Origin of the sequence: Pseudarthrobacter sp. NIBRBAC000502772, from assembly GCF_006517235.1 — a bacterium.
Lineage (GTDB): Bacteria > Actinomycetota > Actinomycetes > Actinomycetales > Micrococcaceae > Arthrobacter.
In genome coordinates this window covers 351,120-372,382 of the sequence record NZ_CP041188.1, presented here as the reverse complement: position 1 = coordinate 372,382, position 21,263 = coordinate 351,120, and the positions used below count along the sequence as shown (strand labels likewise).

The window sequence follows — 21,263 nt, the reverse complement described above, 5'->3', positions numbered from 1 at the left end:
ACATGAGCGCACAGACCAACAGCCAGGCCAGCATCCAGACGTCCGACAAGCCGCTGGGCCGCGACGAACTCGCCGAGCTCGTGGCCCGCGACATCGCGCCGGGTTCCTTCGTGAACCTCGGCATCGGCCAGCCCACCCTGGTCTCCAACTACCTCAGGCCGGAGCAGAACATCACGCTCCACACGGAGAACGGCATGCTGGGCATGGGTCCCGCAGCCGAGGGCGACGACATCGACGGCGACCTCATCAACGCCGGCAAGATCCCGGTCACGGAGCTGCCCGGGGCGTCCTACTTCCACCACGCGGACTCGTTCGCGATCATGCGCGGCGGCCACCTGGACATCTGCGTGCTCGGCGCGTTCCAGGTCTCGGCAACCGGAGACCTCGCCAACTGGCACACCGGCGCCCCGGACGCCATCCCCGCGGTGGGCGGCGCCATGGACCTCGCCACCGGCGCCAAGGACGTGTTTGTGATGATGACGCTCCTGACCCGTGAAGGCGCCTCGAAGATCGTGGACGCGTGCACGTACCCGCTCACCGGCGTCGGCTGCGTGACGCGCGTGTACACGGACAAGGCCGTCTTCCTCACCGGGCCCGACGGCGTCCAGGTCCGCGAGACGTTCGGCTGCACCTTCGAGGAACTCCAGGACCTCGTGCCCGTCCCGCTCAAGCCAGCCGCCGCCGTCGTTGGTTGAGCCTGTCGAAACCCCACCCCGGCGCGAACGGACACTTAAGCCCCCGAGCCCTGGCGTTTCCAGGGCCGCAACTGTCCCTTCGCGCCGGTCGGGAGGGCCGCAACTGTCCCTTCGCGCCGAATAGGATTGGTAACCATGACCAACGCACCCGCAGACTCACGGGCCGCCCCGCAGGCGAGCGACCAGTACGTGCAGTCGCTGGCGCGCGGGCTGGCGGTGATCCGGGCTTTTGATACCGACCACCCGGTCATGACCCTCACCGAGGTGGCGGCCAGGACAGACCTGACCCGAGCCACGGCCCGGCGCTTCCTGCACACCCTTGTTGAGCTGGACTACGTCAGGACTGACGGCAAGACGTTTGCGCTCACGGCCAAGGTCCTGCAGCTCGGCTACGCCTACCTCAGCGGGCTGTCCCTGCCGCAGCTGGCCCAGCCCCACCTGGAGGAACTGTCGCTCAAATTGGGCGAGTCGACGTCGGCGGCAGTGCTGGACGGCACCGACATCGCCTACATCGCAAGGGTGACCACGCGCCGCATCATGAATGTCGGCATCACCGTGGGCACACGCTTCCCGGCCTATGCCACGTCCATGGGCAGGGTGCTGCTCGCGGCCCTGCCGCCCGCCGGACTCAAGGACTACCTGGCAGCGGCGGACATCAAACCGCTGACGCCGCGCGGGCTTGGCACTATCCCGGAGTTGCTGGCAGTGCTGGATACCGTCCGCGCCCAGGGCTGGTGCCTGCTTGACCAGGAGCTTGAGCTCGGGCTGATGTCCGTTGCCGCTCCCGTGTTCGATGGGCCAACCAAGGTGGTGGCCGCGGTGAACGTGTCCCTCCAGGCCCAGTCGGTGGCGGCCCAGCCGGATCCGGAAGCGTATCTGGCCGCAGTGGCCCGGGAAATCGTGGCTACCGCGAAGCTCGTCTCGGCGGACCTGACGGCCCGTCGGTAGCCTCCGTAAGGTCAGGCGCGTTTCGACCAGGCGGCGATCGGCCTTTTTGGCTTTCCGATCGACTTTCCGGATTCAATCCGATCGAGGTTATAGCCGATCCTGTCCCGGAGAGCGGGGCTACCGCCGGAAATGACCGGAGTATCGTTCAGGGCAACAGCCAGGCGGGCAAGCGTGTCGCGAATGACCGACTCGATGCGTCGTTTTCCAATTCCACCCCAGCTGGCGGCTTCGGCGTAGAAATGATCAAGGGTGATCCGGTGGTGGTTGAACTCACCGCCGATCGCCAACGACAGCTCGTCGCCAATCTTCCGAGAACCGATCCGCGACGGATCGTCGTTAATGTGCAGAATGGGGACGGCGTCGTAGAGGTCGGCGATCCGTGAATCCCCCTTCGGTTCATGAACTATGGACGCGTTTTTCGCGTGCGCGTCATGATTGCCGATGATCACGTTGTAGACCAGGTGCTGCAACCAAATCTCAAGATCTGTCCCGTCGCCGAAGGATCCAAAGAGTTCCGCGATCCTCCGGGCCGTGGGCCTTAGCGGCGAGTGGGGCTGCTCGGGATTCTGAAACTTGACGGCGGAGTCAGTCCAATCGAGTCCGAGGGCCTGTGCAGCGTCCTCCTGATGGATGGGACGGACGGCTTCTCCCTCGACGATGCGGTCGTATCGCTGGATGGCAAGGAACGTGACTTGGTTGTAGGTGACCAGCTCACTCTGGAACCTGGTCAGACCCATGTGTCGTGACAGTTCGTGGGAGTAGTACTCATCGAAGATTGTGGCAGGGCGGTGTGGTGGCGGCGGCTTAAGAATGTGAGTCGAATGCGCCCGATTCTCCGGGTAGGCCCACTCATCAGCGAATTTCGCCAGGAGAACTTTTGGCTGGAACCCCGGGAGCATCGAGCGGCCGCTGTCTGGCTCATTTCCCAGGTCAAAGTCCCGCTGGGCTGTTTCGAGCTTACGGATCACTTCTCGCGTGTTGAGAGGCCGGTAAGCTCCAGGGGCATGGTCGCCGGGCGAATCGGTTCGGAAGGAGAGGGCCCCGGCCATGGTTAGGCCGTATTTCTTGAGGAATGCGAACAGGTCACTCTCATCAATGCGGGCCTTACGTGCAAGCTGGATGCGGTGGTTTCCTTCGGGGGCGTAACCGCCGAGAAAATTGGAGACCTGCCGGGTGTCGACAGTTGTCCCCGGGACGAGTGAGAAACCCTCACTGAGAAGCCCTGGCGCTCCGGCGAATGAAGGGTTCACCGTGAATGTCACCTGCCGCCGGTCCCGCCGCGTGGGCGTTACCGTGCCAATGTGATCATCGTAGAGATAGGCGTCCAAGTGGTCAGGCACCAGTGGATCCTGCGGGAACGTCGTAGCTGATGGTCACCCTGATTCCAAGGCGACGAAGAGTCCGGAACATGCGTGTGGCCCATAGGGTCGGGGTACCGGACTCAAGGCTCGCAAGATACAGGCGGGGGATACCGAGTTCCTCCGCCAGCTGTTCCTGCGTCAATCCGCGTCCAGTGCGCGCGTGCTTTACTGCGGCGCCGAATTCCTTGGGGCTGCGGGCTTCGAAGGCGGGCATACCACTCCTCATGATTGATTATGGCAACACTGTCAAGTGTATGAATATTACAACATTGCGCATTGTTTGAATATACCAACATCGTCGGATGTGCGGATATTCAAACACTCGCTGGCGTTTTAAGCTTCGGACCGATGCCCGGGGCAGCCGCAGACACGCCCCAAAAGACAGCCAACCGGTTGACCCGCAGCAACATAGCCACCGCATCCCATCAAAGCGCCATAGACTCTAGCCAACTACGTGCAGCAGTGCCGCTACTCGAAGCCCCGCCCTGAAACAGCCGGACCACGGCTGGGAGCCAACGCCAGAGGTACTGCCGCACTCGTCCGTAAGGGAGTTGGCGGTTTGAAACTGGGCATACCGCGGGAACGTCATGAGGGTGAGCGGCGTGTGGCCGCCACGCCGGAAACGGTCAAGCAGCTGGCGGGGCTTGGCCTGGACGTCCTGATCGAGGCAGGAGCAGGGGCCGCCGCCGGCCACTCGGACCACGATTACGCCGATGCCGGCGCCCGCATCGTCCAGGACCTGGATCCCGGCGAACTGAACGTCCTGGTCCACGTCCGCCCGCTGGAACCCCCGACGGCGGCAGCCCTGAAGAGGGGCGCCGTCACCATTGGCCTGGCCTCGCCGTCGTCCGAACTCGCCACCGTGCAGGCGCTCGTGGAGGCCGGCGTCAGCGCCTTCGCCCTGGAACTGGTGCCCCGCATCTCGCGCGCCCAGTCCATGGACGCGCTCAGCTCCCAGGCCCTGGTGGCCGGCTACCGCTGCGTGCTCGAAGCCGCCATCCGGCTCCCGCGCTTTTTCCCGCTGTACATGACCGCCGCCGGCACCGTCCCGCCGGCCCGCGTGCTGGTGCTCGGCGCCGGGGTTGCCGGGCTGCAGGCCATCGGCACCGCAAAACGGCTGGGCGCCCGGGTCTCCGCCAACGACATCCGGCCCGCCTCCGCTGACGAGGTCGCGTCGATGGGCGGCACGTTCATCAAGCTGGACCTGGAAACGGCGGAGGCATCGGGTGGCTACGCCCGCGAACTCAGTGCCGACCGCGGCGCCCTCCAGCGTGAACTCCTCGCCCCGCACGTCGCCGTGGCGGATGTCCTGATCACGACGGCGGCCGTCCCGGGCAGGCGCGCACCGCTCCTCGTGAGCCGCCAAATGGTGCAGGGCATGCGCCCCGGCTCCGTCGTCGTCGACCTCGCCGCTGAGTCCGGCGGCAACGTGGAGGGCGTTGTTCCCGGCGAGGACATCCTGGTTCCGACCGCCGACGGGCAGGGCCACGTCACGCTGGTGGGGCTGAAGGACGCACCGTCCGCGATGGCGCAGGACGCGTCCCGCCTGTATGCCAAGAACGTGGCCAACCTGCTCGCCCTGATGGTCCGGGACGGCACCGTTGCCCCCGATTTCGACGACGACGTGATCGCCGGCGCGTGCCTCACGCACGACGGCGAGGTGCGGCACCTGCCCACGGCCGAGGCCCTGGCGGCACTCGTCCCCGCCCTGCCCGACCATGCGCCCCGGGTCCAGAACGACACGGTCCAGAACGAAGGGGGAATCTGATGGACGGCATGAGCCTTCTGACGGTCACCGTGCTGGCGGTGTTTGTGGGCTTCGAAGTGGTTTCCAAGGTCTCCAGCACCCTGCACACGCCGCTGATGTCCGGAGCCAACGCCATCCACGGCATCATCCTGGTGGGCGCGATCATCGTGGCCGGCCAGGCGGCGGACCCGTGGATCCTGGCCGTGGCGCTGCTCGCGGTAGTGCTGGCCACCGCCAACCTCGTGGGCGGCTTTGTGGTGACGGACCGGATGCTGCACATGTTCCGTGCCCGGAAAGACGTGGTCCGCCAGGAAGCCACGCTCAAGGAATCCACCGGCAGGGAGGAAGCAAAGTGACCCTCCTCGACCCCGTCTGGACCTCGCTGCTTTACCTCGCCGCCGCGGTGTTCTTTATCTTGGCCCTTCGCGGCCTCAGCTCGCCCCGGACTGCCCGGCGCGGCAACCTGATCGGTGCCTTCGGTGCGCTCCTCGCCGTCGTCACGGTCTTCCTTTCCGCCCGGCTGGACAACATCCCCTGGATCATCGGTGCCATCGCGGTGGGGTCCGCCGTGGCCGCGCCGGTGGCCCGGCGGGTGCAGATGACCCAGATGCCGCAGCTCGTGGCACTGTTCAACGGCGTGGGCGGCGGCGCCGCAGCCCTGGTGGCGCTGCTGGAACTCAGCCACACCGCCGACCCCTGGGTCCGCGTCGCCATCGTGTTCACCCTGCTGGTGGGGGCCGTGTCCTTCGCGGGCTCCGGGGTCACTTTCGCCAAACTCCAGGAACTCATGACCACCCGGCCCATCGTTTTTCCGGGCCTTCCCGTGGTGATGGCGGCAGTGCTGCTTGCCGCCGTGGGCACCGCCGTCGCCGTCGTCCTGTCCGGTTCCCTGGCGCTCGCGGTGCTGCTGATGGTCCTGGGCCTGGCCGCCGGTGCGCTGCTGGTGCTGCCGGTGGGCGGCGCGGACGTGCCTATCGTCATCTCGCTCCTGAACGCGTTCACCGGCCTGGCCGTGGCGGCGTCCGGCGTGGTGCTCGGCAACGTGCTGCTGGTGGTGGCCGGCACGCTGGTGGGCGCCTCCGGTACCATCCTCACCCGGGCCATGGCGGCCGCGATGGGCCGCAGCGTGGCCGGCATCCTGTTCGGCGCCTTCAAGGGAGGTTCGACGGCGGGGTCCACCGCCGTGAGCGAACGTCCCGTCAGGTCCTCCAGCGCGGAGGACGTGGCGGTGCTCCTGGGCTACGCGCAGCGGGTGATCATCGTCCCCGGCTACGGACTGGCGGTGGCGCAGGGCCAGCACACAGCCGCCGAGCTGGCCTTGGCCCTCGAAGCCCGCGGCATCGAGGTGGACTTCGCCATCCATCCCGTGGCGGGCCGCATGCCGGGGCACATGAACGTGCTCCTGGCCGAGGCGAACGTGCCGTACGAATCGCTCAAGGAAATGGGCGAGATCAACTCCGAGTTCCGCATGGCCGACGTCGCTTTGGTGGTGGGCGCCAACGACGTGGTGAACCCGGCGGCGAAGACGTCCTCCGGCTCGCCGATCTACGGCATGCCCATCCTGGAAGTGGCCGACGCCCGCCAGGTGATCTTCCTGAAACGGTCCATGCGGCCCGGATTCGCGGGAATTGAGAACGAGCTCCTGTACGAACCGCAGACCTCGCTGCTCTTCGGCGACGCCAAGGATTCCCTGGCCAAGGTGCTGGGCGCGGTGAAGGCGTTGTAGCGAAGTACGCTGTCCCCAAGGCCCAATTCCCATGTCAGCGAAGGACACCATGACAGCCAACAGCTCCACTTCCCCCAAGCGCCCGGCCATCATCATCAATCCTGCCAAGCCGGTGGACATCGACGTCCGTGCCCTGGTGGCCAAGCATTGCTCGGAGAACGGCTGGGGCGATCCCATCTGGCTGGAGACCACCAAGGAGGACCCCGGCGTCGGCCAGGCGAAGGAGGCACTCAAGCAAGGGGCCGACGTCGTTATTGCTGCCGGCGGCGACGGCACCGTGCGGTGTGTGGCCGAGGTCCTTTCCGGCGGGGACGTGCCCATGGGGTTGCTTCCGTTCGGCACCGGAAACCTACTGGCCCGGAACCTGGGGATGGACGTTACCGACTTTGACGGCGCCATGGCCGGGGCCCTGGCGGGCACGGAGCGGAAGATCGACGTGGTCCGGGCCGCCCGCAATGATCCGGACAAGGAACAGGTCTTCCTGGTCATGGCCGGAGTGGGCTACGACGCCACCATCATGGCGGACACCAATGAGGACCTCAAGGAAAAGGTGGGCTGGCTGGCCTACGTGGACGCCGGCATCCGGAACCTGCCCGGCAAACCGGTGAAGGCAACCATCGTCCTCGACGGCAAAACAGTGGTTCACCGCGGTGTCCGCAGCGTGATGGTGGGAAACTGCGGCAAGGTCCAGGGCGGACTGGAGATCTTCCCGGAAGCCAAGATGGATGACGGCCTGCTGGACGTGGCCGTGCTGGCACCGAGGGGGAAATTCGGGTGGTTCTCCGTGGTGGCCGGCATGATCGGCAAGGGCCGCGGCAAGGACACGTCCGTGGAGTACTACCAGGGCAAAACCGTAGAGGTCACACTTGAGCACAACGATGACTATCAGCTCGACGGCGACCACGAAGGCGACGGCAAGCACGTCCTGATGACCATTGAGCCCGGCGCGCTCACCATCCGGATGTAACCGGCCCAACTAGCTCGCAGTTAACGTCGTCAAACGCGGAGATGACAATGTTAAGTGCCGGTCACTTGGGCAGGCGCCGGCCGGTGGGCCAGGATTTCGGCGAGCTCGGCGAGCCGGTGCGCGCGGGCTGACTCGGCGGGCGTGAAGGGTTCGCCGGGACGGGCGAAGGTGATGGGGCCGTGCCAGGCGGTGGGGATCTTCAGGCGGGTCCCGGCGTCGTCCGCTTCCAGGGTGGCCTCTGCGGGGGTGAGGATGCGGGCGCGAAGCAGCTCGGCCACCGCCAGCGGCAGCTCGTCCGGGGCGTCGGCGATCCGTGCCGCCAGGCTCAGCGCCTTCGTCTGGCCGTCCGCCATGGCCAGCGCGGTGGTGGGCCAGACCCGCGAACTCGAGCCGCCGCCGTCGTGCAGTGCCTCCAGCAGGTGCCGTTCACTGAGGTTCCCCGGCGCCGAGAGCACAAACTCGTCCAGCACGCCCCCTTCAACGGGGTGGACGTGGATGCTGAGGATGTTGGTGTCCAGGCGGGCCAGCGCCCGGGTGATTTTCTGCAGCGAACCCGGGTGGTCCTGGAGCACCGTGCGCGCCCGCCACAACGACGGTGCGCTGCCCAGCTTCCTGTGGTGCCGCAGCGTCGGCGCGTGCAGCCAGCCGCGGAGCAGCCGGGCGGCGGACGGCTCCGCCACCCAGATCACCAGCACTGTGGCCGTGAGCGTGAGGACCAGCACCTTGGCAAGATACGGCAGGTGCGTTCCCACCACGAGGGCGTGGACCAGCAGTTCGATCGGGAGCATAACGGCCACGTTGGCCAAGGTCAGGCGGGTCTTGGTGGGTTCCGGCATCAGGCCGCAGACTTCGCAGCTCAAATCAGCCGCGGCAGGGTTCCTTGCGTTGGGCTTCATGCCTCAAGGATCACAGCGGGGTGTTTCGGCGGCGTTGCCCTGCCGTTCCGATTGTGGGAACAGGTGGCGGGGGCAAACTCACGAGCCCAGGCGGCCGCCGGACTCCTCGAGGTAGCAGGAGCCGCACAGGGATTCGTACCAGACGTCCTGGCCGTCGATGGCGACCTGGTCGCCGTCGAACACCACCTCGTTGCCAACGCGCCGGGTGTTGAAGATGGCTTTGCGCCCGCACCGGCAAATGGTCTTGAGCTCTTCCAGCGTGTGGGCGACCTCCATAAGCCGGCGCGATCCCGGGAAGGCGCGGGTCAGGAAGTCTGTCCTGATGCCGTAGGCGAGAACCGGCACGTTGTCCAGGACGGCGATGCGGAACAGGTCATCCACCTGGTCCGGGGTCAGGAACTGGGCCTCGTCCACCAGCAGGCAGGCTACCGGCTTCTGGTCCACGTGCTCCAGCAGGGCATCGGGGTCATCGCCGGCCGCATGGGCGGCAAAGAGCTCGCGCACGGGGGTGGTGGCGGAGATCAGGAAGTCCACGGACCGGGTCATGCCCAGACGGGACACAATGTCCGTATCGCCTTTGGTGTCCACGTCGGGCTTGGCGAGAAGGACACGCTGGCCCCGCTCCTCGTAGTTGAAGGCGGCCTGCAGGAGCCCGGTGGACTTTCCTGAGTTCATGGCGCCGTAGCGGAAGTAGAGCTTGGCCAAGAGGGTCCTTTCAATGGGTCCGGCTATCGATCCTATGCCGTACGTCCCAGGGATCCATCGCAAACGGCCGGCGCCCCGACTGCCGGCACGCCCGCTCAGGTCTCACCCGCCCCGCCCAGCCCGCGCGGGGCGCGTCCCGCCGTCGTCAGTCCTGAATGAGGGTTTCCGTCAGGTGATGCGTGGGAATCCGGTCCCGCTCATAGGTGATTTCGGTGTAGCCGTGGGGCTCGGGCTTGCCGGCCGGGCTGAGGTTCACAAAGACGATCTCTTCGATGGTGAGGATGCTTTGGCGCGTTATCATGTTGCGGACTTCGGCGCGCATAGTCAATGACGTCCGTCCGAAGCGCGTCGCCGTCAGGCCCATTTCCACCAGGTCTCCCTGAACCGCGGAGCTCACGAAGTTGATCTCCGAGATGTACTTCGTGACCGCACGGCCGTTGCCAAGCTGGAGGATGGCGTAGATTGCGGCTTCCTCATCGATCCATTTCAGCAGGCTTCCGCCGAAGAGGGTCCCGTTGGCGTTCAGGTCCTCCGGCCGGATCCATTTGCGGGTGCGGAAGGTGATGTCAGTGGATTCCATATGGCGAGGTTAGCGTGCAGCGGCGCAGGTTACGTGGTGGCAGTTGTTGTTAACGGACCGCCGCCCGGATTTGGCTCAGGCCATGGCAGTGTGGGCGGCGCTGTGCGAGTCAATCGACTTGGCGTAGCAGTAAGAGTGCTCCACGCCCACGTAAGCGCCGAAGTTGGGGACGGAATCGAAGCCGGAGTTCTCGTAGAAGTTCCGGCCGTCCGGCTGCGCCGAGCCTGCTTCGGCCTTGATGCGCGTGATGCCCTGCTTGTGCGCCTCCGCTTCGAGGGCAGCCAGGATGGAGCTGGCAACGCCAGAGCCGCGCGTATACGGGAGCACGTAGAGCCGCTTGATTTCGGCCGTGGCGCTGTCCAGCAGCCTGAGTCCGCCGCAGCCCACGGGCTGTCCCGAGCCTTTGTCGTACGCCACCAGGAACACGGCACAGTCAGCGCCCGACGGCGGGGTCCCCGGTTCGTGGTCAGGGGTACCGAAGCGGGCGTCCAGTTCCGCCTGCTGGGCCCTGCGCAGATCGGCACCCACAGGGTTGGCCCAGGTGACCTGCCTGATGTTGAGCCGTGGGTTGGTCTGCATCGCGAGCCTCTTTCGCCGAAGGGGTTATGCACATCAAGCCTACGAAGCCGCGGTTACCGTGGTGTTTCCTTGGCGTAAGCGTCCGGAGAACTACGGGCTACCGGCGGACCAGGGTTCGCAGCAGCTTCAGGGCGACGGAGATCGAAGCGATGTCCACATCCCCTGGTTTGGTCACTTCGGCAAACGTGTCCTTGATCCGGGCCAGCTGCTCCTGGTACCCGCGCTCCCATGCCACGATCCGTTCCACGGCATCGACTCCTGCAGCTTGTGGCGGAGTGGACTTCATGACGGACGTGGTCATGTCGGCGCCGGCCGAATAGGCATCGTCACGCAGCGCCGCCCGGGCAAGGGCTTCCCAGCGGTTCGCCCTGGGGAGGTCCGTGATGCGAAGCAACAACCTGACCACGCCAATGCGCTCGAAGATTGCGTAGTGGACGTCGATGATCGCGGTGACGGGCTCCCGGACTTGTTCCGAGATGAGCGAGATGTCCAGGAGACCGAAGCTTTCCAGCAAATCAGACGCCCGCTTGCCGAGCTCCGCGGGCAGACCGACGCTGTCCCAGTGCGCCAGGCGGTCCTCCACAAGGTCAAGATCGGCCCCGCGCAAGTAGTGCGAGGTCTTGGTTCGCAGGATGTCGAGCGTCGGCTTGATCCGGGCCAGGGCTTCGGAGATCGGCTGGTCCCTGTGGTCATGGGTCACATACCAGCGGGTGGCGCGGTCCAAAAGCCTGCGCATGTGCAGGGCCACCCCGGCGCTTTCCTTGCTGGGGAATTCCGGGGGAAGTGCGGCCAGGGCCGCGACTATCGAATCCAGATCGTAAGCCTCCCGCAGGACCACGAAGGCCCTGGCAACGGCGGCGGCGCTGGCCGTGGTTTCCTCGATGGCGCGGAACGCGAAAGTAATTCCGCCGATATTGACGATGTCGTTGGCCATGACGGTGCCCACGATCTCGCGGCGCAGTGGATGCCTGTCCAGCTCGTCGCCGAAGCGTTCCACGATCTGGCGCGGGAAGTAGCTGCGCAGCGTCTGCCTGAACCAGGGGTCATCGGCCAGGTCGCTGGCATTCAGTTCCCGGGCCAGTTCGATCTTGGCGTAGGCGGCCAGCACGGAGAGTTCCGGGGAGGTCAGCCCTTCCCCGCGCTGCAGGCGGGCATGCAGCGCCTCCGTGCTTGGCAGTCCCTCAAGGTTCCGGTCCAGGTCCGTGGTGGATTCCAGCCAGTCCATGGTCCGTTCGAAGCCGGGGCTCCAGTTCAGCACCAGCTGCCGCTCGGCCACGAGGAGCGCGTTTTGCTCGGTGTTGTCCTTCAGGACGAGCCTGGCCACCTCATCGGTGAGCGAATGCAGGAACCCGGTCCGCTCCTCCCGGCGCATCAGTCCTGCCGCGATCATCGCATCGACGAAGATCTTGATGTTGACCTCGTGGTCGGAACAGTCGACGCCGGCCGAGTTGTCGATTGCGTCGGTGTTCAGGAGGACTCCGTGCAGCGCGGCTTCGATCCGGCCCCGCTGGGTGACGCCAAGGTTCCCGCCTTCGGCGATGACCCGGGCCCGCAGTTCGTGTCCGTTGATGCGGATGGCGTCGTTGGCTTTGTCTCCCACCTCGGCCTGGGTTTCGCTGGAGGCCTTGATGTACGTGCCGATGCCGCCGTTGTAGATCAGATCCACCGGCGCGCGGAGGATGGCCTGCAGGAGTTCCTGCGGCGCCATGCTGCTCCGGCCACTTTCGAGGCCCAGCGCGATCCGGACCGGATCGCTGATTGGGACGGTCTTTGCGGACCGGGCGTAGACGCCGCCGCCCGCGCTGATGGCCCGGGCGTCATAGTCGGCCCAGGAGGACCGGGGCAGCCCGAAAAGCCGCCGGCGTTCCGCATAGGAGGTGTCCGGATCGGGGTTTGGGTCCAGGAAGATGTGCCGGTGGTCGAAGGCCGCCACCAGCACGATATGGCGGGAGAGCAGCATCCCGTTGCCGAAGACGTCGCCGCTCATGTCGCCGATGCCCGCGACCGTGAAATCCTCCCGCTGCGTGTCCAGGCCCAGCTCGCTGAAGTGCTGCTTCACCGACGCCCACACGCCGCGGGCCGTGATGCCCATTTCCTTGTGGTCGTAGCCTACGGACCCGCCGGAGGCGAAGGCATCGTCGAGCCAGAAGCCGTACGCGTGGGCCACCTCGTTGGCGGTGTCCGAAAAAGCAGCCGTCCCCTTGTCTGCGGCCACCACCAGGTAGTAATCGTCGCCGTCGTGACGGACCACATTCTTGGGGGCCACCACCGTGCCGCCGTTTCCGGAACCAAGCAGGTTGTCCGTGAGATCGAGCATTCCCCTGATGAAGATCCGGTAGCTTTCCTGCCCCTCGGCCATCCAGGCGGCCCGGTCAATCGCAGGATCCGGAAGCCGTTTGGCGTAGAAGCCGCCTTTGGCCCCGGTGGGCACAATGACCGAGTTCTTGACGTTCTGGGCCTTGACCAGCCCCAGGACTTCGGTGCGGAAGTCCTCGCTGCGGTTCGACCAGCGCAGGCCGCCGCGGGCCAACATGCCGAACCGCAGGTGAACCCCTTCCACTCGCGGCGAGTACACCCAGATTTCGAACTTGGGCCTCGGAAGCGGTGCGTTGGGGATGGCGGCCGGGCTGAGCTTGAAGCTCACATGGGGCCTGTCCAGGAAGTAGTTGGTTCTGAGTGTGGCCTCGATCAGGTTCATGAACATTCGGAGCAGCCGGTCGGCGTCGAGGCTGGGGATTTCCTCGATCGCGGCCATCAGTTCCTTCCTGGCGGCGGCCGTGTCGCGGAGGCGCCGGGTCCAGTCAATGCCGGGAACGAATTTGGCGTGGAACAGCGCGAGCAGTGCGTGCGTGGCCCGGGTGTTGGACAGCAGGGTGTCCGCCATGAAGCCGTAGGAATTCAGGGTGCCCAGTTGCTGCAGGTATTTGGCGTAGCTGCGGAGGACCACGGCCTGGCGCCAGCTGACCTTCTCCCTGATCACCAGGGCATCGAAGCCGTCCGACTCGATGTCTCCGCGCATGGCCGCGCAGAACGAATCCGCCAACAGCATGCTGGTTTCCAGGGGATCGATGCCGGGCGGGTACTTCAGCCCGAGGTCGTAGAGGAAGAGGTCCTGTCCGTTGGCGCGCCGAAGCTCAAAGGGACGTTGGTCCAGCACCTCAAGCCCCAGGTTGTGGAGGAATGGCAGGAACCGGGTAAGGCTCTGGGCGCTGGTCAGGTAGAGGCGCATCCGCGCGTCCTCTGCCGGCGGCCGCGTGGCTTCCGGCCGGACATAGACAGTCAACAAAGGGTTGTCCAGCGCCCGCCCGCCCGTCCCGTCAAGGTCGAATTCCTCGAAGGCGGCGATGTCGCGGACCGTGTCCTCGGCGTCATGGTCCGCACGGTAGCCGGGCGGAAACGAGCCCTGCCACAGTGTCGAGAGCCGCGCCGCCTCCTCTGCGGTGAATCGGTCACGGAGGGACTCGTCCAGGCCCTCCGTCCACGAGCGGCTTGCCGCCACTACACGCCGCTCCAGCTCCAGGGGGTCGACGTCGGGCGCTGGCGTCCCGGGGCCCAGCAGGATCCGGAAGAACACCCGGGCCATAGGGGAGTCGCCTAGCCGGACCTCGAACTCGATGGACGGGGATTTGAAGGCGTGCCTGAGTTCCTGCTCGATCCTGAGCCGGACCGCAGTGTTGTAGCGGCGCCGGGGAAGGAAAACCAGGGCGGACATGAAGCGGCCGATGCTGTCCGGCCGCAGGAAAAGCCGCGTTTGGCGGCGCTGCTGCAGGCGCAGGATCTCCGTGGCCAGCTGGGCCAGATCGAGCTGTTCCATATGGAACAGTTCGTCGAGTGGGAACGACTCCAGCACCGCCAGCAGTTCCTTGCCCTGGTGCGAGGCAGTCTTGAAACCAAGGTGCTCCTGCACGGCCAGGACCTTGTCCCGGACCACCGGAATGCGGCGTACGGACTGGCCGGTGGCGCCCGGAGCGAGCAGGCCCACAAAGCGCCGCTCTCCGGCCACGGCTCCGCCATCGTCGAAGATCCGAAGACGGATCTCGTCCAGGTAGGCGGGCCGGGGGACCGAGGAACGCAGATCCGAGGTAGCGAGCGTGAGTGCCCGCGGGCTGAGGAGGCTTGCCTCCGCGGACCCCGCTGTGTGCGGTGCGCCGGAGGCCGGACCAGTCCCGCCTTCCGGACGGTCCTCCCGGAGCAGCCCCAGCCCCGCGCCCGCCCGCACGCGCAGGGCATCCCGGCCGCCCGCCGTCGTGCGCTCATATTCGCTGTACCCGAGGAACACGAAGTTGCCGTTGTCCAGCCAGAGCAGCAGTTCCCGGAGCTGATCCGGGGCCGGGTCCGTGGCGCTGGGGAATCCGTCAACGGAGCCGACGGCGGCTGTCACCTGGGCATGGATGGCTGGGAGGTCTTCGGCGACTGCCTGAACATCGGCCAGCACCCCGTGGAGGTTCGCGATGACTTCCTCGGCGCCCGAGTCCCCAGGCAGCCGGCCGATTTCCACGGCCACCCAAGTCTCTGTGGTCCCATCCTGGATGCCGTCCAACTCGTCCGGGCGGACGTCCGGGATTTCCGCGTGGCCGGCGTTCGCCGCTGTCAGTCCGGCCCGCGATGGCCCATGCGCGACGTCCAGCAACGCATGCGTTTCAGGGTCCCGCCGCACCCGGAACGTGGGGTGCACGAGCAGCCGGATCGACGCGCTCTCCCTGGTCAGCTCGGCTGTCACCGAGTGAACCAGATGGGGCATGTCATTGGCGACCACCATCACGATGCTCGCATCGGTTTCATTCAGGACCCCGACGACGGACTGTCCGGGAGCGCGGATGCCCGCTAATTCCGCGTGGTACCGGGCCCGCCGGCCCAGGGTCTCCGGACTGTAGTCCAGGAGGTCCTCTGCCGCGACGTGCTCGTAGTAGTCCGCGAAGAAGGAATCGTTGGCCTCGAACGGACCGGCAGCCCCTCCCTGGGCAGCCGGTGCGGTTTCGCGTGACATTCCACTGCGCCTCCACGGCAAGGGCTGGCACCACTGGCCGTGGTCCCTTGGGGAAGCCTCATGCCTGACTTCATCATGGACGCCCCGCCACATGGCGTCCAGTGTTTCCCAGCGGCTACGCGGCGCCGCCCATAGGGTCCTCGGCGGTCGGATCCGCGAGAGCGAGGCCGCCCACCGGGCTCCCGTCCCAGTGGATCAGCTTCCAGCCTGCGCCGGGGTCCCCTTCCAGGGCCACGATGCCCGTGTTGGACAGGACATGGCGGGCCGCGAACTCATGGTCGGCGCCGGCGGCGCGGAGCCCGGTCCAGGTGCGGATGGCCGCGCCGTGACTCACCACGGCCGCGACGGCGGAGCCACCATTGCTGGCCGCGCGCTCGGCAATCCGGTTGATGGCGGCGTCGTACCGTTCGAAAAACTCGTGGCCGTCCGGGCCCGCCGGCATCCGGCGGTCCAGGTCACCGGCTGCCCATGCGAACACTGTCCCCATGTAGCGCATGTGCGACTCGTGGTCGGTCAGTTTCTCCAGCGCCCCTGCTTCGATCTCGTGCAGCCCATCCAGGACTTCAACCTCAAGCCCGTGGAGCCGGGACAGCGGGGCGGCCGTGATCTGGGTCCGCAGAAGTGTGGATGCGTACACTGCGCCTATCTGCTCGTTGGCCAGGGACCGTGCCATGGCCTCGGCCTGGCGTTCTCCCAGCTCGGTCAGCCCCGGCCCCGGGTGGGCGGTGTCCAGCTGGCCGAGTACGTTGCCGGGGGTCTGTCCGTGGCGGATGAGGAGCAGCTTCATGACTCCAGTTTCGCATCCGGCGGCGGGATCCGGCGTCTGGCTGCCGGGCCGACGTCGGGCGCGCCCACCGCAACCGGTTTGGGCAGGCTCAACCACGGAAGGCGCCGGGCCCGCCAGGGACCCGGCGCCGCCGTTGTACTTCTTGTGCCTGCGGCGTCCTACTTGAGGTGGTCCACCAGCTGGTCCGCGATGCCAGTGTACTTGCCCGGCGTGAGGGCGAGCAGCCGGGCCTCGGCCTCGGGGAGAGCCCAGGGACTGGACGAATTCCTGCATCCGGGCGGCGTCAACGCGCTGTCCGCGGGTGAGGTCCTTGAGCCGCTCGTACGGGTTTTCCATGCCTTCGACGCCGGCAATCGCCTCGGCGCGCATGACCATCTGGATGGCCTCGCCCAGGACTTCCCAGTTGGTGTCGAGGTCGTCGGCGAGGACGTCTTCGGCAACATCGAGGCGGTCAAGGCCTTTGGCCACGTTGGAGATCGCCAGGAGGGAGTGGCCGAACGCCACACCGATGTTGCGCTGGCTGGAGGAGTCGGTGAGGTCGCGCTGCCAGCGGGAGGTCACCAGCGTGGAGCCCAGCACGTCCAGGAGGCCGGAGGAGATTTCCAGGTTGGCCTCGGCGTTCTCGAACCGGATGGGGTTGACCTTGTGCGGCATGGTGGAGGATCCGGTGGCGCCGGCCACGGGGATCTGGGCGAAGTAGCCGATGGAGATATAGCTCCACATGTCCGTGCAGACGTTGTGCAGGATCCGGTTGAACCGGGCGACGTCGGCGTAGAGCTCGGCCTGCCAGTCGTGGCTTTCGATCTGGGTGGTCAGCGGGTTCCAGGTCAGGCCCAGGCCCTCGACGAAGGACTTGGCCACCTGCTGCCAGTCAGCGCCGGGGACAGAGGCCACATGGGCTGCGTAGGTTCCGGTGGCGCCGTTGATCTTGCCCAGGTATTCGGTCTTCGCGATCCGGTCCAGCTGGCGGGTCAGGCGGTGCGCGATGACTGCCAGTTCCTTGCCCAGGGTGGTGGGCGTTGCGGGCTGGCCGTGCGTGCGGGACAGCATGGGGACTGCGCGGTTGTCCTCGGCCATCTTGCTGATCTGGGCCACGAGGGCGCGTGCGGCGGGCAGCCACACGTCCTCCACAGCACCCTTGACGCCCAGGGCGTAGGAGAGGTTGTTGATGTCCTCGGACGTGCAGCCGAAGTGGACCATGGCGGTCAGGTTCTCGATACCGATGGCGGGCAGCCGGCGGCCGATGTAGTACTCCACGGCCTTCACGTCATGGACCGTAACGGCTTCGATTTCGGCGAGCTCGGACACCGAGGCGGAGTTGAATTCGGTGACAATCGCGCGGAGCTTTTCCTGCTGTTCCGCGGTGAGCGCGCCTGCGCCGGGAAGGACATTGTTGCTGGTCAGGTGGATGAGCCATTCGACTTCCACGGCCACGCGGTCACGGTTCAGGGCTGCCTCGGACAGGTAGTCAACGAGGGGCGCAACGGCGGACTGGTAACGGCCGTCCAGCGGACCCAGGGCGATCTGGTCCGGTGACGCGGCGAGGGCCAGGCGTCCGGAGGGCGTGCGGGTATCAGCTGTGGCGGCAGTTTCAGGCATGTGCTGATTCTTTCATGAACTCCTCACCGCCGCTGAAGCGGTCCGTCGCATGTGAACAACGGCGTGACTTGTCCACATAGCCGACGGCGGTGCTTCCGTCGTGTGGTCTGCCTTCCGTAGCGTCGGCGTTCAGGAGTTGGGCCTTGACGGACGAAAAGTTCGGGCGGTATCCGGGAGGGGGAACGGGCATGGGCAGTGACGTGACGGCAGCCGACATGGCGGCATGCATGTCCCGAGGTTATGAGGTTCAGCAGTTGGCGGCCCGGGTTGACCTTTGCTTGGGGAGGGTGGAAAAGGTCCTCGGCGGCTTTCGCGAGATCCAGCTTTTGGACTGGCAGTCACCTGCCGGGCGGGCATACCGGAATTCGGTGGCTCTGCAGGAAGTGGCCCTTGGGAGGGCGAGGGTACGGCTCGAGGACGCGCTGGCTTCCGTGAAACGCCACGCGCAGTCGGTGGGAACGTCCGCCGGCAACCCGGCGGGGCGGTACTGATGGCCGAGGTGACGCCATCCGGCAGCGGCGGCCCTATCCAGCTGACAGGGCCTGCCGTGGACGGGGGCATGGAAATCAGGGGCGGCATCGGAGGGATCAGTTTTCAGTTGGAGGAGCTCGTAGGCGGCGCGGAGAAGCTCGACGCTGCTGCGGGCGAGCTGGCTGCCGTCGAAGTGGAGGTGCGCCGCATCTGGGAAGACCTGTGTCCGTACCAGGATGAAGCGCGTCCCACCGGAACGGCGGCCCTGATGGACGTCGGGGAGGCGCAGTGGAGTGTCCAGGCGGTCCGTGCGGAGCTGCAGGGAATCAGCAGCCAGGTGCGGGACTGCAAAAGGGACTACGAAACGGCGGAAGCGTGGGCGGGATTCTCGCGCGGAATTGGCGGCGGCCTGACGAGCCCCGAAACCCTTGGCAGGCTGGCGGTGGACCTCGGCTTGGGTCCGGTTCCCAACAGGGAAGTCACGGAACTCGCCGTGGGACCTCTTGCGATGGCTGCCTTGCTGGCAGTCTCCCCGGAGCGCTTTTGGGTAGCGCTCGCGGCAGACATGGCGGCGGGCAGGCATATTGCGGCGGCGGTACCTTTGCTCGCCGGTGTGTCCGGGCGTTCAAACCGAATCCTTCAGCCGCGTTCGGTCACCGTGGAAAAGAAGGAGACGCTGCCCATTGAATTCGACGGTTCTCCGGCTGCGTTGTTGGAACGGGCACGGATCATCGATGACCGCGGTGAAGGCTACATCGAAGTCGTCGAAGTGGATAACGGGGGACAGAAGGCCTACGTGGTGGTCATTCCAGGAACGCAGGCCGGAGGTGAAATGGGCGGCGTTAATCCGTTCGACGAAGCCGGCATCGTTGAAGGGCTGGGCCACAGCTCCGCAGAAGTCAACGCTGCGGTGCTACGGGCCCTGCAGGCTGCCGGCGCGGAAAAGGGGGCGCCCGTCGTGGCCGTGGGTTACAGCCAAGGTGGAATCCACGCAATGAACCTGGCGGCCGACGATCTCTTCCTTAACGAGTACGACATGAAATATGTCCTCACCGCAGGGTCTCCCGTGGGTGGCATTGTTCCGGACGCCGACGTCACCGCCCTTCACCTGGAGCACCGGCAGGATTGGGTGCCCGGCAGCGACGGTACACCGAACCCGGACGCCCGAAACCGGGTTACGGTGACCCTCAACAGCCCAGTAACCACGCCAGAAGGTGGTGCATTCGGTATTGGGCCCGGCCACAATCTCAACAACTACCAGGGAGCCGCGCGGCTCGTCGCAGCAAGCGACGATCCCTCTCTGATGGCGTCAACCGCGGTTCTTGGCGGCGTCCTGGGGGCAGGCGGCACGGCAACGGCCACCCGCTTCGCGCTGTCCCGTTCGAAGCCTCCCGAACCTGTACCGAAGCCGATGCCAGACCCTCCTCAGCGGGCGTCTGAGATTGACCGGGCGAAGTGATCCGCCGTCAGCGCCCGTCAGCGCCTGCCGGCGCCTGTCAGCCGCCCGGCAACCAGTGAAATGAGCGTGATGATGATGGCCGCGAGGACGGCCGTCCAGAAGAACGAATCGATGGTGAAGTTCACCGGCGTGTAACTGCTGAGCCAGGACGTCAGATACAGCATGGCGGCGTTGATAACGATGGTGAACAGGCCCAGCGTGAGGATGGTGATGGGCAGGGACAGAAAGCTGACCAGGGGGCGGACAAACGCATTCACCACGCCGAAGATCAACCCGATGAACAGATACGCGAGAACGATGCCAATCGTCTCGGTGCCCTGCGATACGCCCGTGTTGGCCACCGCCTCGGTAGTGGCCGAAGTAGAGATATCCAGGCCCGGCAGTATCCAGCTGGCAATCCAGAGGGCCAGCCCGTTGATAAGGACTCGAACAATAAAAGAGCGCATAGGCCCATGCTGTCACACTGCCCTGAGCCCCGCCTGGGCGCCCACCCGGCCCGTGCCGGTCAGGCGAAGTAGGCTAGTTTGCATGACTTCAGAGATCCTGCCTGGCGAAATCCGGCCGCGCCCCGTGGTTAGCCGGCTACCCCGGTACGCCGCAGGAAAGCCTCCCGTCGCCGTGGATGGGCTGGCCAGCTACAAGCTGTCGTCCAACGAGAACCCCCTGCCCCCTCTTCCGGCAGTGCTGGAGGCAATTTCCAACCAGACGGACTTCAACCGTTACCCCGATCCCCTCAGCAGCAAGCTTCGTGCGGCGCTCGCCGAATTCCTGGCAGTGCCGGCCGAGGATGTGGTCACCGGCGCCGGAAGCCTCGGCGCCCTCAACCAGCTGCTGTCCACGTTCGCCGGCCAGAACGACGACGGCAAAGCGGACGAGGTGATTTATGCGTGGCGGTCCTTCGAGGCGTATCCCATCAGCGTGGGCCTCGTGGGCGCAGAGAGCGTCCGCATTCCGCTGACGGCCGAGGGACGCCACGACCTGGATGCGATGGCTGCGGCCGTAACGGTCCGCACCAAAGTCATCCTGCTCTGCACCCCGAATAACCCCACGGGCCCCGTCCTGACCACTGCGGAAACGGAGCGGTTCATCCAGGCGGTCCCGTCCGACGTCGTGGTGGTGATTGATGAGGCCTACCAAGAGTTCGTCCGCGCCAGCGGTGCTGTGGACGGCATCGCGATGTACCGCAAATACCCGAACGTTGTGGTGCTCCGGACGTTCTCCAAGGCACATGGACTGGCGGGCCTGCGGGTGGGCTACAGCGTCTCGAACCCTGTGCTGACCCAGTACTTGCGTGTGGCGGCCACGCCGTTCGCCGTGTCACAGATCGCTGAAAATGCAGCCATAGTGTCGCTGCAGAATTACCCCTTGGTTGTAGAAAGGGTACAAAGCATCGTGGACGAACGAACCCGCGTAACCTCCGGACTGCGTGAACTCGGCTGGTTCGTACCCGAGGCGGAGGGCAACTTCGTCTGGTTGAACCTTGGCGAAAACAGCTCGGAATTTGCCGAACTGGCGGGCACGCAGGCGCTTTCGGTGCGAGCCTTCGGCGGCGAAGGCGTGCGGGTCAGCATCGGCGAGGCAGAGGCCAACAGCCGGTTCCTCGCTCTCTGTGCAAACTATACAAAGGCGCCACGACGTTCCTAGCGCTTAACATGCATCAGGAGCGGCACCTACTGAAGATAAAGTAAGGACCAGTAAGCCAATATATATGCCAACGCGGGAATGCATTCCTCTAGCGGCATATATCCCAGCGACA

At 66.0% G+C, this 21,263-nt stretch carries 18 protein-coding genes and 1 pseudogene; 9 read left to right on the top strand and 10 right to left on the bottom strand.

All coding sequences use genetic code 11. The features are described 5' to 3' along the window. The first annotated feature begins 2 nt into the window (after positions 1 to 2). On the top strand, positions 3 to 695 hold the full coding sequence (locus NIBR502772_RS01740; RefSeq protein WP_141138814.1) for a 3-oxoacid CoA-transferase subunit B: 693 nt from the start codon (positions 3 to 5) through the stop codon (positions 693 to 695). 135 nt (positions 696 to 830) lie between these two features. Continuing rightward, positions 831 to 1,643 carry an IclR family transcriptional regulator C-terminal domain-containing protein gene (locus NIBR502772_RS01735; protein ID WP_141138813.1) on the top strand — a complete coding sequence of 271 codons (813 nt, stop codon included), beginning with the start codon at positions 831 to 833 and terminating at the stop codon, positions 1,641 to 1,643. 11 nt (positions 1,644 to 1,654) lie between these two features. Here the strand turns inward: NIBR502772_RS01735 and NIBR502772_RS01730 are convergent, their stop codons facing one another. Then, complete coding sequence (locus tag NIBR502772_RS01730; protein ID WP_141138812.1) at positions 1,655 to 2,971, bottom strand: type II toxin-antitoxin system HipA family toxin; 1,317 nt, start codon at positions 2,969 to 2,971, stop codon at positions 1,655 to 1,657. A 4-nt stretch (positions 2,972 to 2,975) separates the two neighbouring features. Then, entirely contained in the window at positions 2,976 to 3,218 is a 243-nt protein-coding gene (locus NIBR502772_RS01725) for a helix-turn-helix transcriptional regulator (protein ID WP_168223468.1), read from the bottom strand. 345 nt (positions 3,219 to 3,563) lie between these two features. Here NIBR502772_RS01725 and NIBR502772_RS01720 point away from each other — a divergent pair, with 345 nt between their 5' ends. The 4 genes from NIBR502772_RS01720 to NIBR502772_RS01705 are packed head-to-tail and all read left to right on the top strand — an operon-like array spanning position 3,564 to position 7,444. Beyond that, a complete protein-coding gene (locus tag NIBR502772_RS01720) occupies positions 3,564 to 4,772 on the top strand; it encodes a Re/Si-specific NAD(P)(+) transhydrogenase subunit alpha (RefSeq protein WP_141138810.1) in 1,209 nt (402 codons plus the stop codon). Beyond that, complete coding sequence (locus NIBR502772_RS01715) at positions 4,772 to 5,107, top strand: NAD(P) transhydrogenase subunit alpha (protein WP_141138809.1); 336 nt, start codon at positions 4,772 to 4,774, stop codon at positions 5,105 to 5,107. The genes NIBR502772_RS01720 and NIBR502772_RS01715 overlap by 1 nt, the downstream gene beginning before the upstream one ends. Continuing rightward, complete coding sequence (locus NIBR502772_RS01710; RefSeq protein WP_141138808.1) at positions 5,104 to 6,477, top strand: NAD(P)(+) transhydrogenase (Re/Si-specific) subunit beta; 1,374 nt, start codon at positions 5,104 to 5,106, stop codon at positions 6,475 to 6,477. The genes NIBR502772_RS01715 and NIBR502772_RS01710 overlap by 4 nt, the downstream gene beginning before the upstream one ends. A 49-nt stretch (positions 6,478 to 6,526) precedes the next feature. Further along, a complete protein-coding gene (locus tag NIBR502772_RS01705; protein ID WP_141138807.1) occupies positions 6,527 to 7,444 on the top strand; it encodes a diacylglycerol kinase family protein in 918 nt (305 codons plus the stop codon). Positions 7,445 to 7,494: 50 nt separating this feature from the next. Here the strand turns inward: NIBR502772_RS01705 and NIBR502772_RS01700 are convergent, their stop codons facing one another. The 7 genes and pseudogenes from NIBR502772_RS01700 to purB form a co-directional block, all read right to left on the bottom strand. Beyond that, complete coding sequence (locus NIBR502772_RS01700) at positions 7,495 to 8,340, bottom strand: ACT domain-containing protein (RefSeq protein WP_141138806.1); 846 nt, start codon at positions 8,338 to 8,340, stop codon at positions 7,495 to 7,497. A gap of 78 nt (positions 8,341 to 8,418) precedes the next feature. Continuing rightward, a complete protein-coding gene (locus NIBR502772_RS01695) occupies positions 8,419 to 9,045 on the bottom strand; it encodes a thymidine kinase (RefSeq protein WP_141138805.1) in 627 nt (208 codons plus the stop codon). Between the two features lie 145 nt (positions 9,046 to 9,190). Continuing rightward, positions 9,191 to 9,625, bottom strand: a complete 435-nt coding sequence (locus tag NIBR502772_RS01690; RefSeq protein ID WP_082575848.1) for an acyl-CoA thioesterase — start codon at positions 9,623 to 9,625, stop codon at positions 9,191 to 9,193. 75 nt (positions 9,626 to 9,700) lie between these two features. Further along, a complete protein-coding gene (locus tag NIBR502772_RS01685) occupies positions 9,701 to 10,204 on the bottom strand; it encodes a GNAT family N-acetyltransferase (protein ID WP_056341852.1) in 504 nt (167 codons plus the stop codon). A 97-nt stretch (positions 10,205 to 10,301) separates the two neighbouring features. Then, positions 10,302 to 15,191 carry an NAD-glutamate dehydrogenase gene (locus NIBR502772_RS01680; RefSeq protein ID WP_141138804.1) on the bottom strand — a complete coding sequence of 1,630 codons (4,890 nt, stop codon included), beginning with the start codon at positions 15,189 to 15,191 and terminating at the stop codon, positions 10,302 to 10,304. A 115-nt stretch (positions 15,192 to 15,306) separates the two neighbouring features. Beyond that, on the bottom strand, positions 15,307 to 15,978 hold the full coding sequence (locus NIBR502772_RS01675) for a histidine phosphatase family protein (RefSeq protein WP_141138803.1): 672 nt from the start codon (positions 15,976 to 15,978) through the stop codon (positions 15,307 to 15,309). Positions 15,979 to 16,136: 158 nt separating this feature from the next. Then, a pseudogene (gene purB, locus NIBR502772_RS01670) lies at positions 16,137 to 17,577 on the bottom strand (adenylosuccinate lyase). A gap of 143 nt (positions 17,578 to 17,720) precedes the next feature. On the opposite strand from purB, the gene NIBR502772_RS01665 reads away from it, so the two are divergent. Together NIBR502772_RS01665 and NIBR502772_RS01660 are read left to right on the top strand one after the other, a co-directional pair. After that, positions 17,721 to 18,068, top strand: coding sequence for a hypothetical protein (locus NIBR502772_RS01665; RefSeq protein ID WP_246848661.1), 348 nt, complete (start codon positions 17,721 to 17,723; stop codon positions 18,066 to 18,068). Positions 18,069 to 18,136: 68 nt separating this feature from the next. Beyond that, the gene (locus NIBR502772_RS01660) at positions 18,137 to 19,507 is read left to right on the top strand and encodes a hypothetical protein (RefSeq protein ID WP_246848660.1); all 1,371 of its coding nucleotides are present in this window, start codon (positions 18,137 to 18,139) and stop codon (positions 19,505 to 19,507) included. Between the two features lie 17 nt (positions 19,508 to 19,524). On the opposite strand, the gene NIBR502772_RS01655 is transcribed toward NIBR502772_RS01660, so the two are convergent. After that, positions 19,525 to 19,953 carry a phage holin family protein gene (locus NIBR502772_RS01655; RefSeq protein ID WP_141138801.1) on the bottom strand — a complete coding sequence of 143 codons (429 nt, stop codon included), beginning with the start codon at positions 19,951 to 19,953 and terminating at the stop codon, positions 19,525 to 19,527. 82 nt (positions 19,954 to 20,035) lie between these two features. Here NIBR502772_RS01655 and NIBR502772_RS01650 point away from each other — a divergent pair, with 82 nt between their 5' ends. Continuing rightward, positions 20,036 to 21,151: a histidinol-phosphate transaminase gene (locus NIBR502772_RS01650; protein ID WP_141138800.1), complete on the top strand. Its 1,116-nt coding sequence runs from the start codon at positions 20,036 to 20,038 to the stop codon at positions 21,149 to 21,151. Positions 21,152 to 21,263: the final 112 nt, after the last annotated feature.

Coding starts and splice junctions, on each gene's coding strand:
- NIBR502772_RS01715 (WP_141138809.1), top strand. CDS start 4,772: ATGGACGGCATGAGCCTTCTGACGGTCACCGTGCTGGCGGTGTTTGTG.
- NIBR502772_RS01655 (WP_141138801.1), bottom strand. CDS start 19,953: ATGCGCTCTTTTATTGTTCGAGTCCTTATCAACGGGCTGGCCCTCTGG.
- NIBR502772_RS01685 (WP_056341852.1), bottom strand. CDS start 10,204: ATGCAGACCAACCCACGGCTCAACATCAGGCAGGTCACCTGGGCCAAC.
- NIBR502772_RS01660 (WP_246848660.1), top strand. CDS start 18,137: ATGGAAATCAGGGGCGGCATCGGAGGGATCAGTTTTCAGTTGGAGGAG.
- NIBR502772_RS01700 (WP_141138806.1), bottom strand. CDS start 8,340: ATGAAGCCCAACGCAAGGAACCCTGCCGCGGCTGATTTGAGCTGCGAA.
- NIBR502772_RS01650 (WP_141138800.1), top strand. CDS start 20,036: ATGACTTCAGAGATCCTGCCTGGCGAAATCCGGCCGCGCCCCGTGGTT.
- NIBR502772_RS01705 (WP_141138807.1), top strand. CDS start 6,527: ATGACAGCCAACAGCTCCACTTCCCCCAAGCGCCCGGCCATCATCATC.
- NIBR502772_RS01675 (WP_141138803.1), bottom strand. CDS start 15,978: ATGAAGCTGCTCCTCATCCGCCACGGACAGACCCCCGGCAACGTACTC.
- NIBR502772_RS01735 (WP_141138813.1), top strand. CDS start 831: ATGACCAACGCACCCGCAGACTCACGGGCCGCCCCGCAGGCGAGCGAC.
- NIBR502772_RS01740 (WP_141138814.1), top strand. CDS start 3: ATGAGCGCACAGACCAACAGCCAGGCCAGCATCCAGACGTCCGACAAG.
- NIBR502772_RS01690 (WP_082575848.1), bottom strand. CDS start 9,625: ATGGAATCCACTGACATCACCTTCCGCACCCGCAAATGGATCCGGCCG.
- NIBR502772_RS01680 (WP_141138804.1), bottom strand. CDS start 15,191: ATGTCACGCGAAACCGCACCGGCTGCCCAGGGAGGGGCTGCCGGTCCG.
- NIBR502772_RS01725 (WP_168223468.1), bottom strand. CDS start 3,218: ATGCCCGCCTTCGAAGCCCGCAGCCCCAAGGAATTCGGCGCCGCAGTA.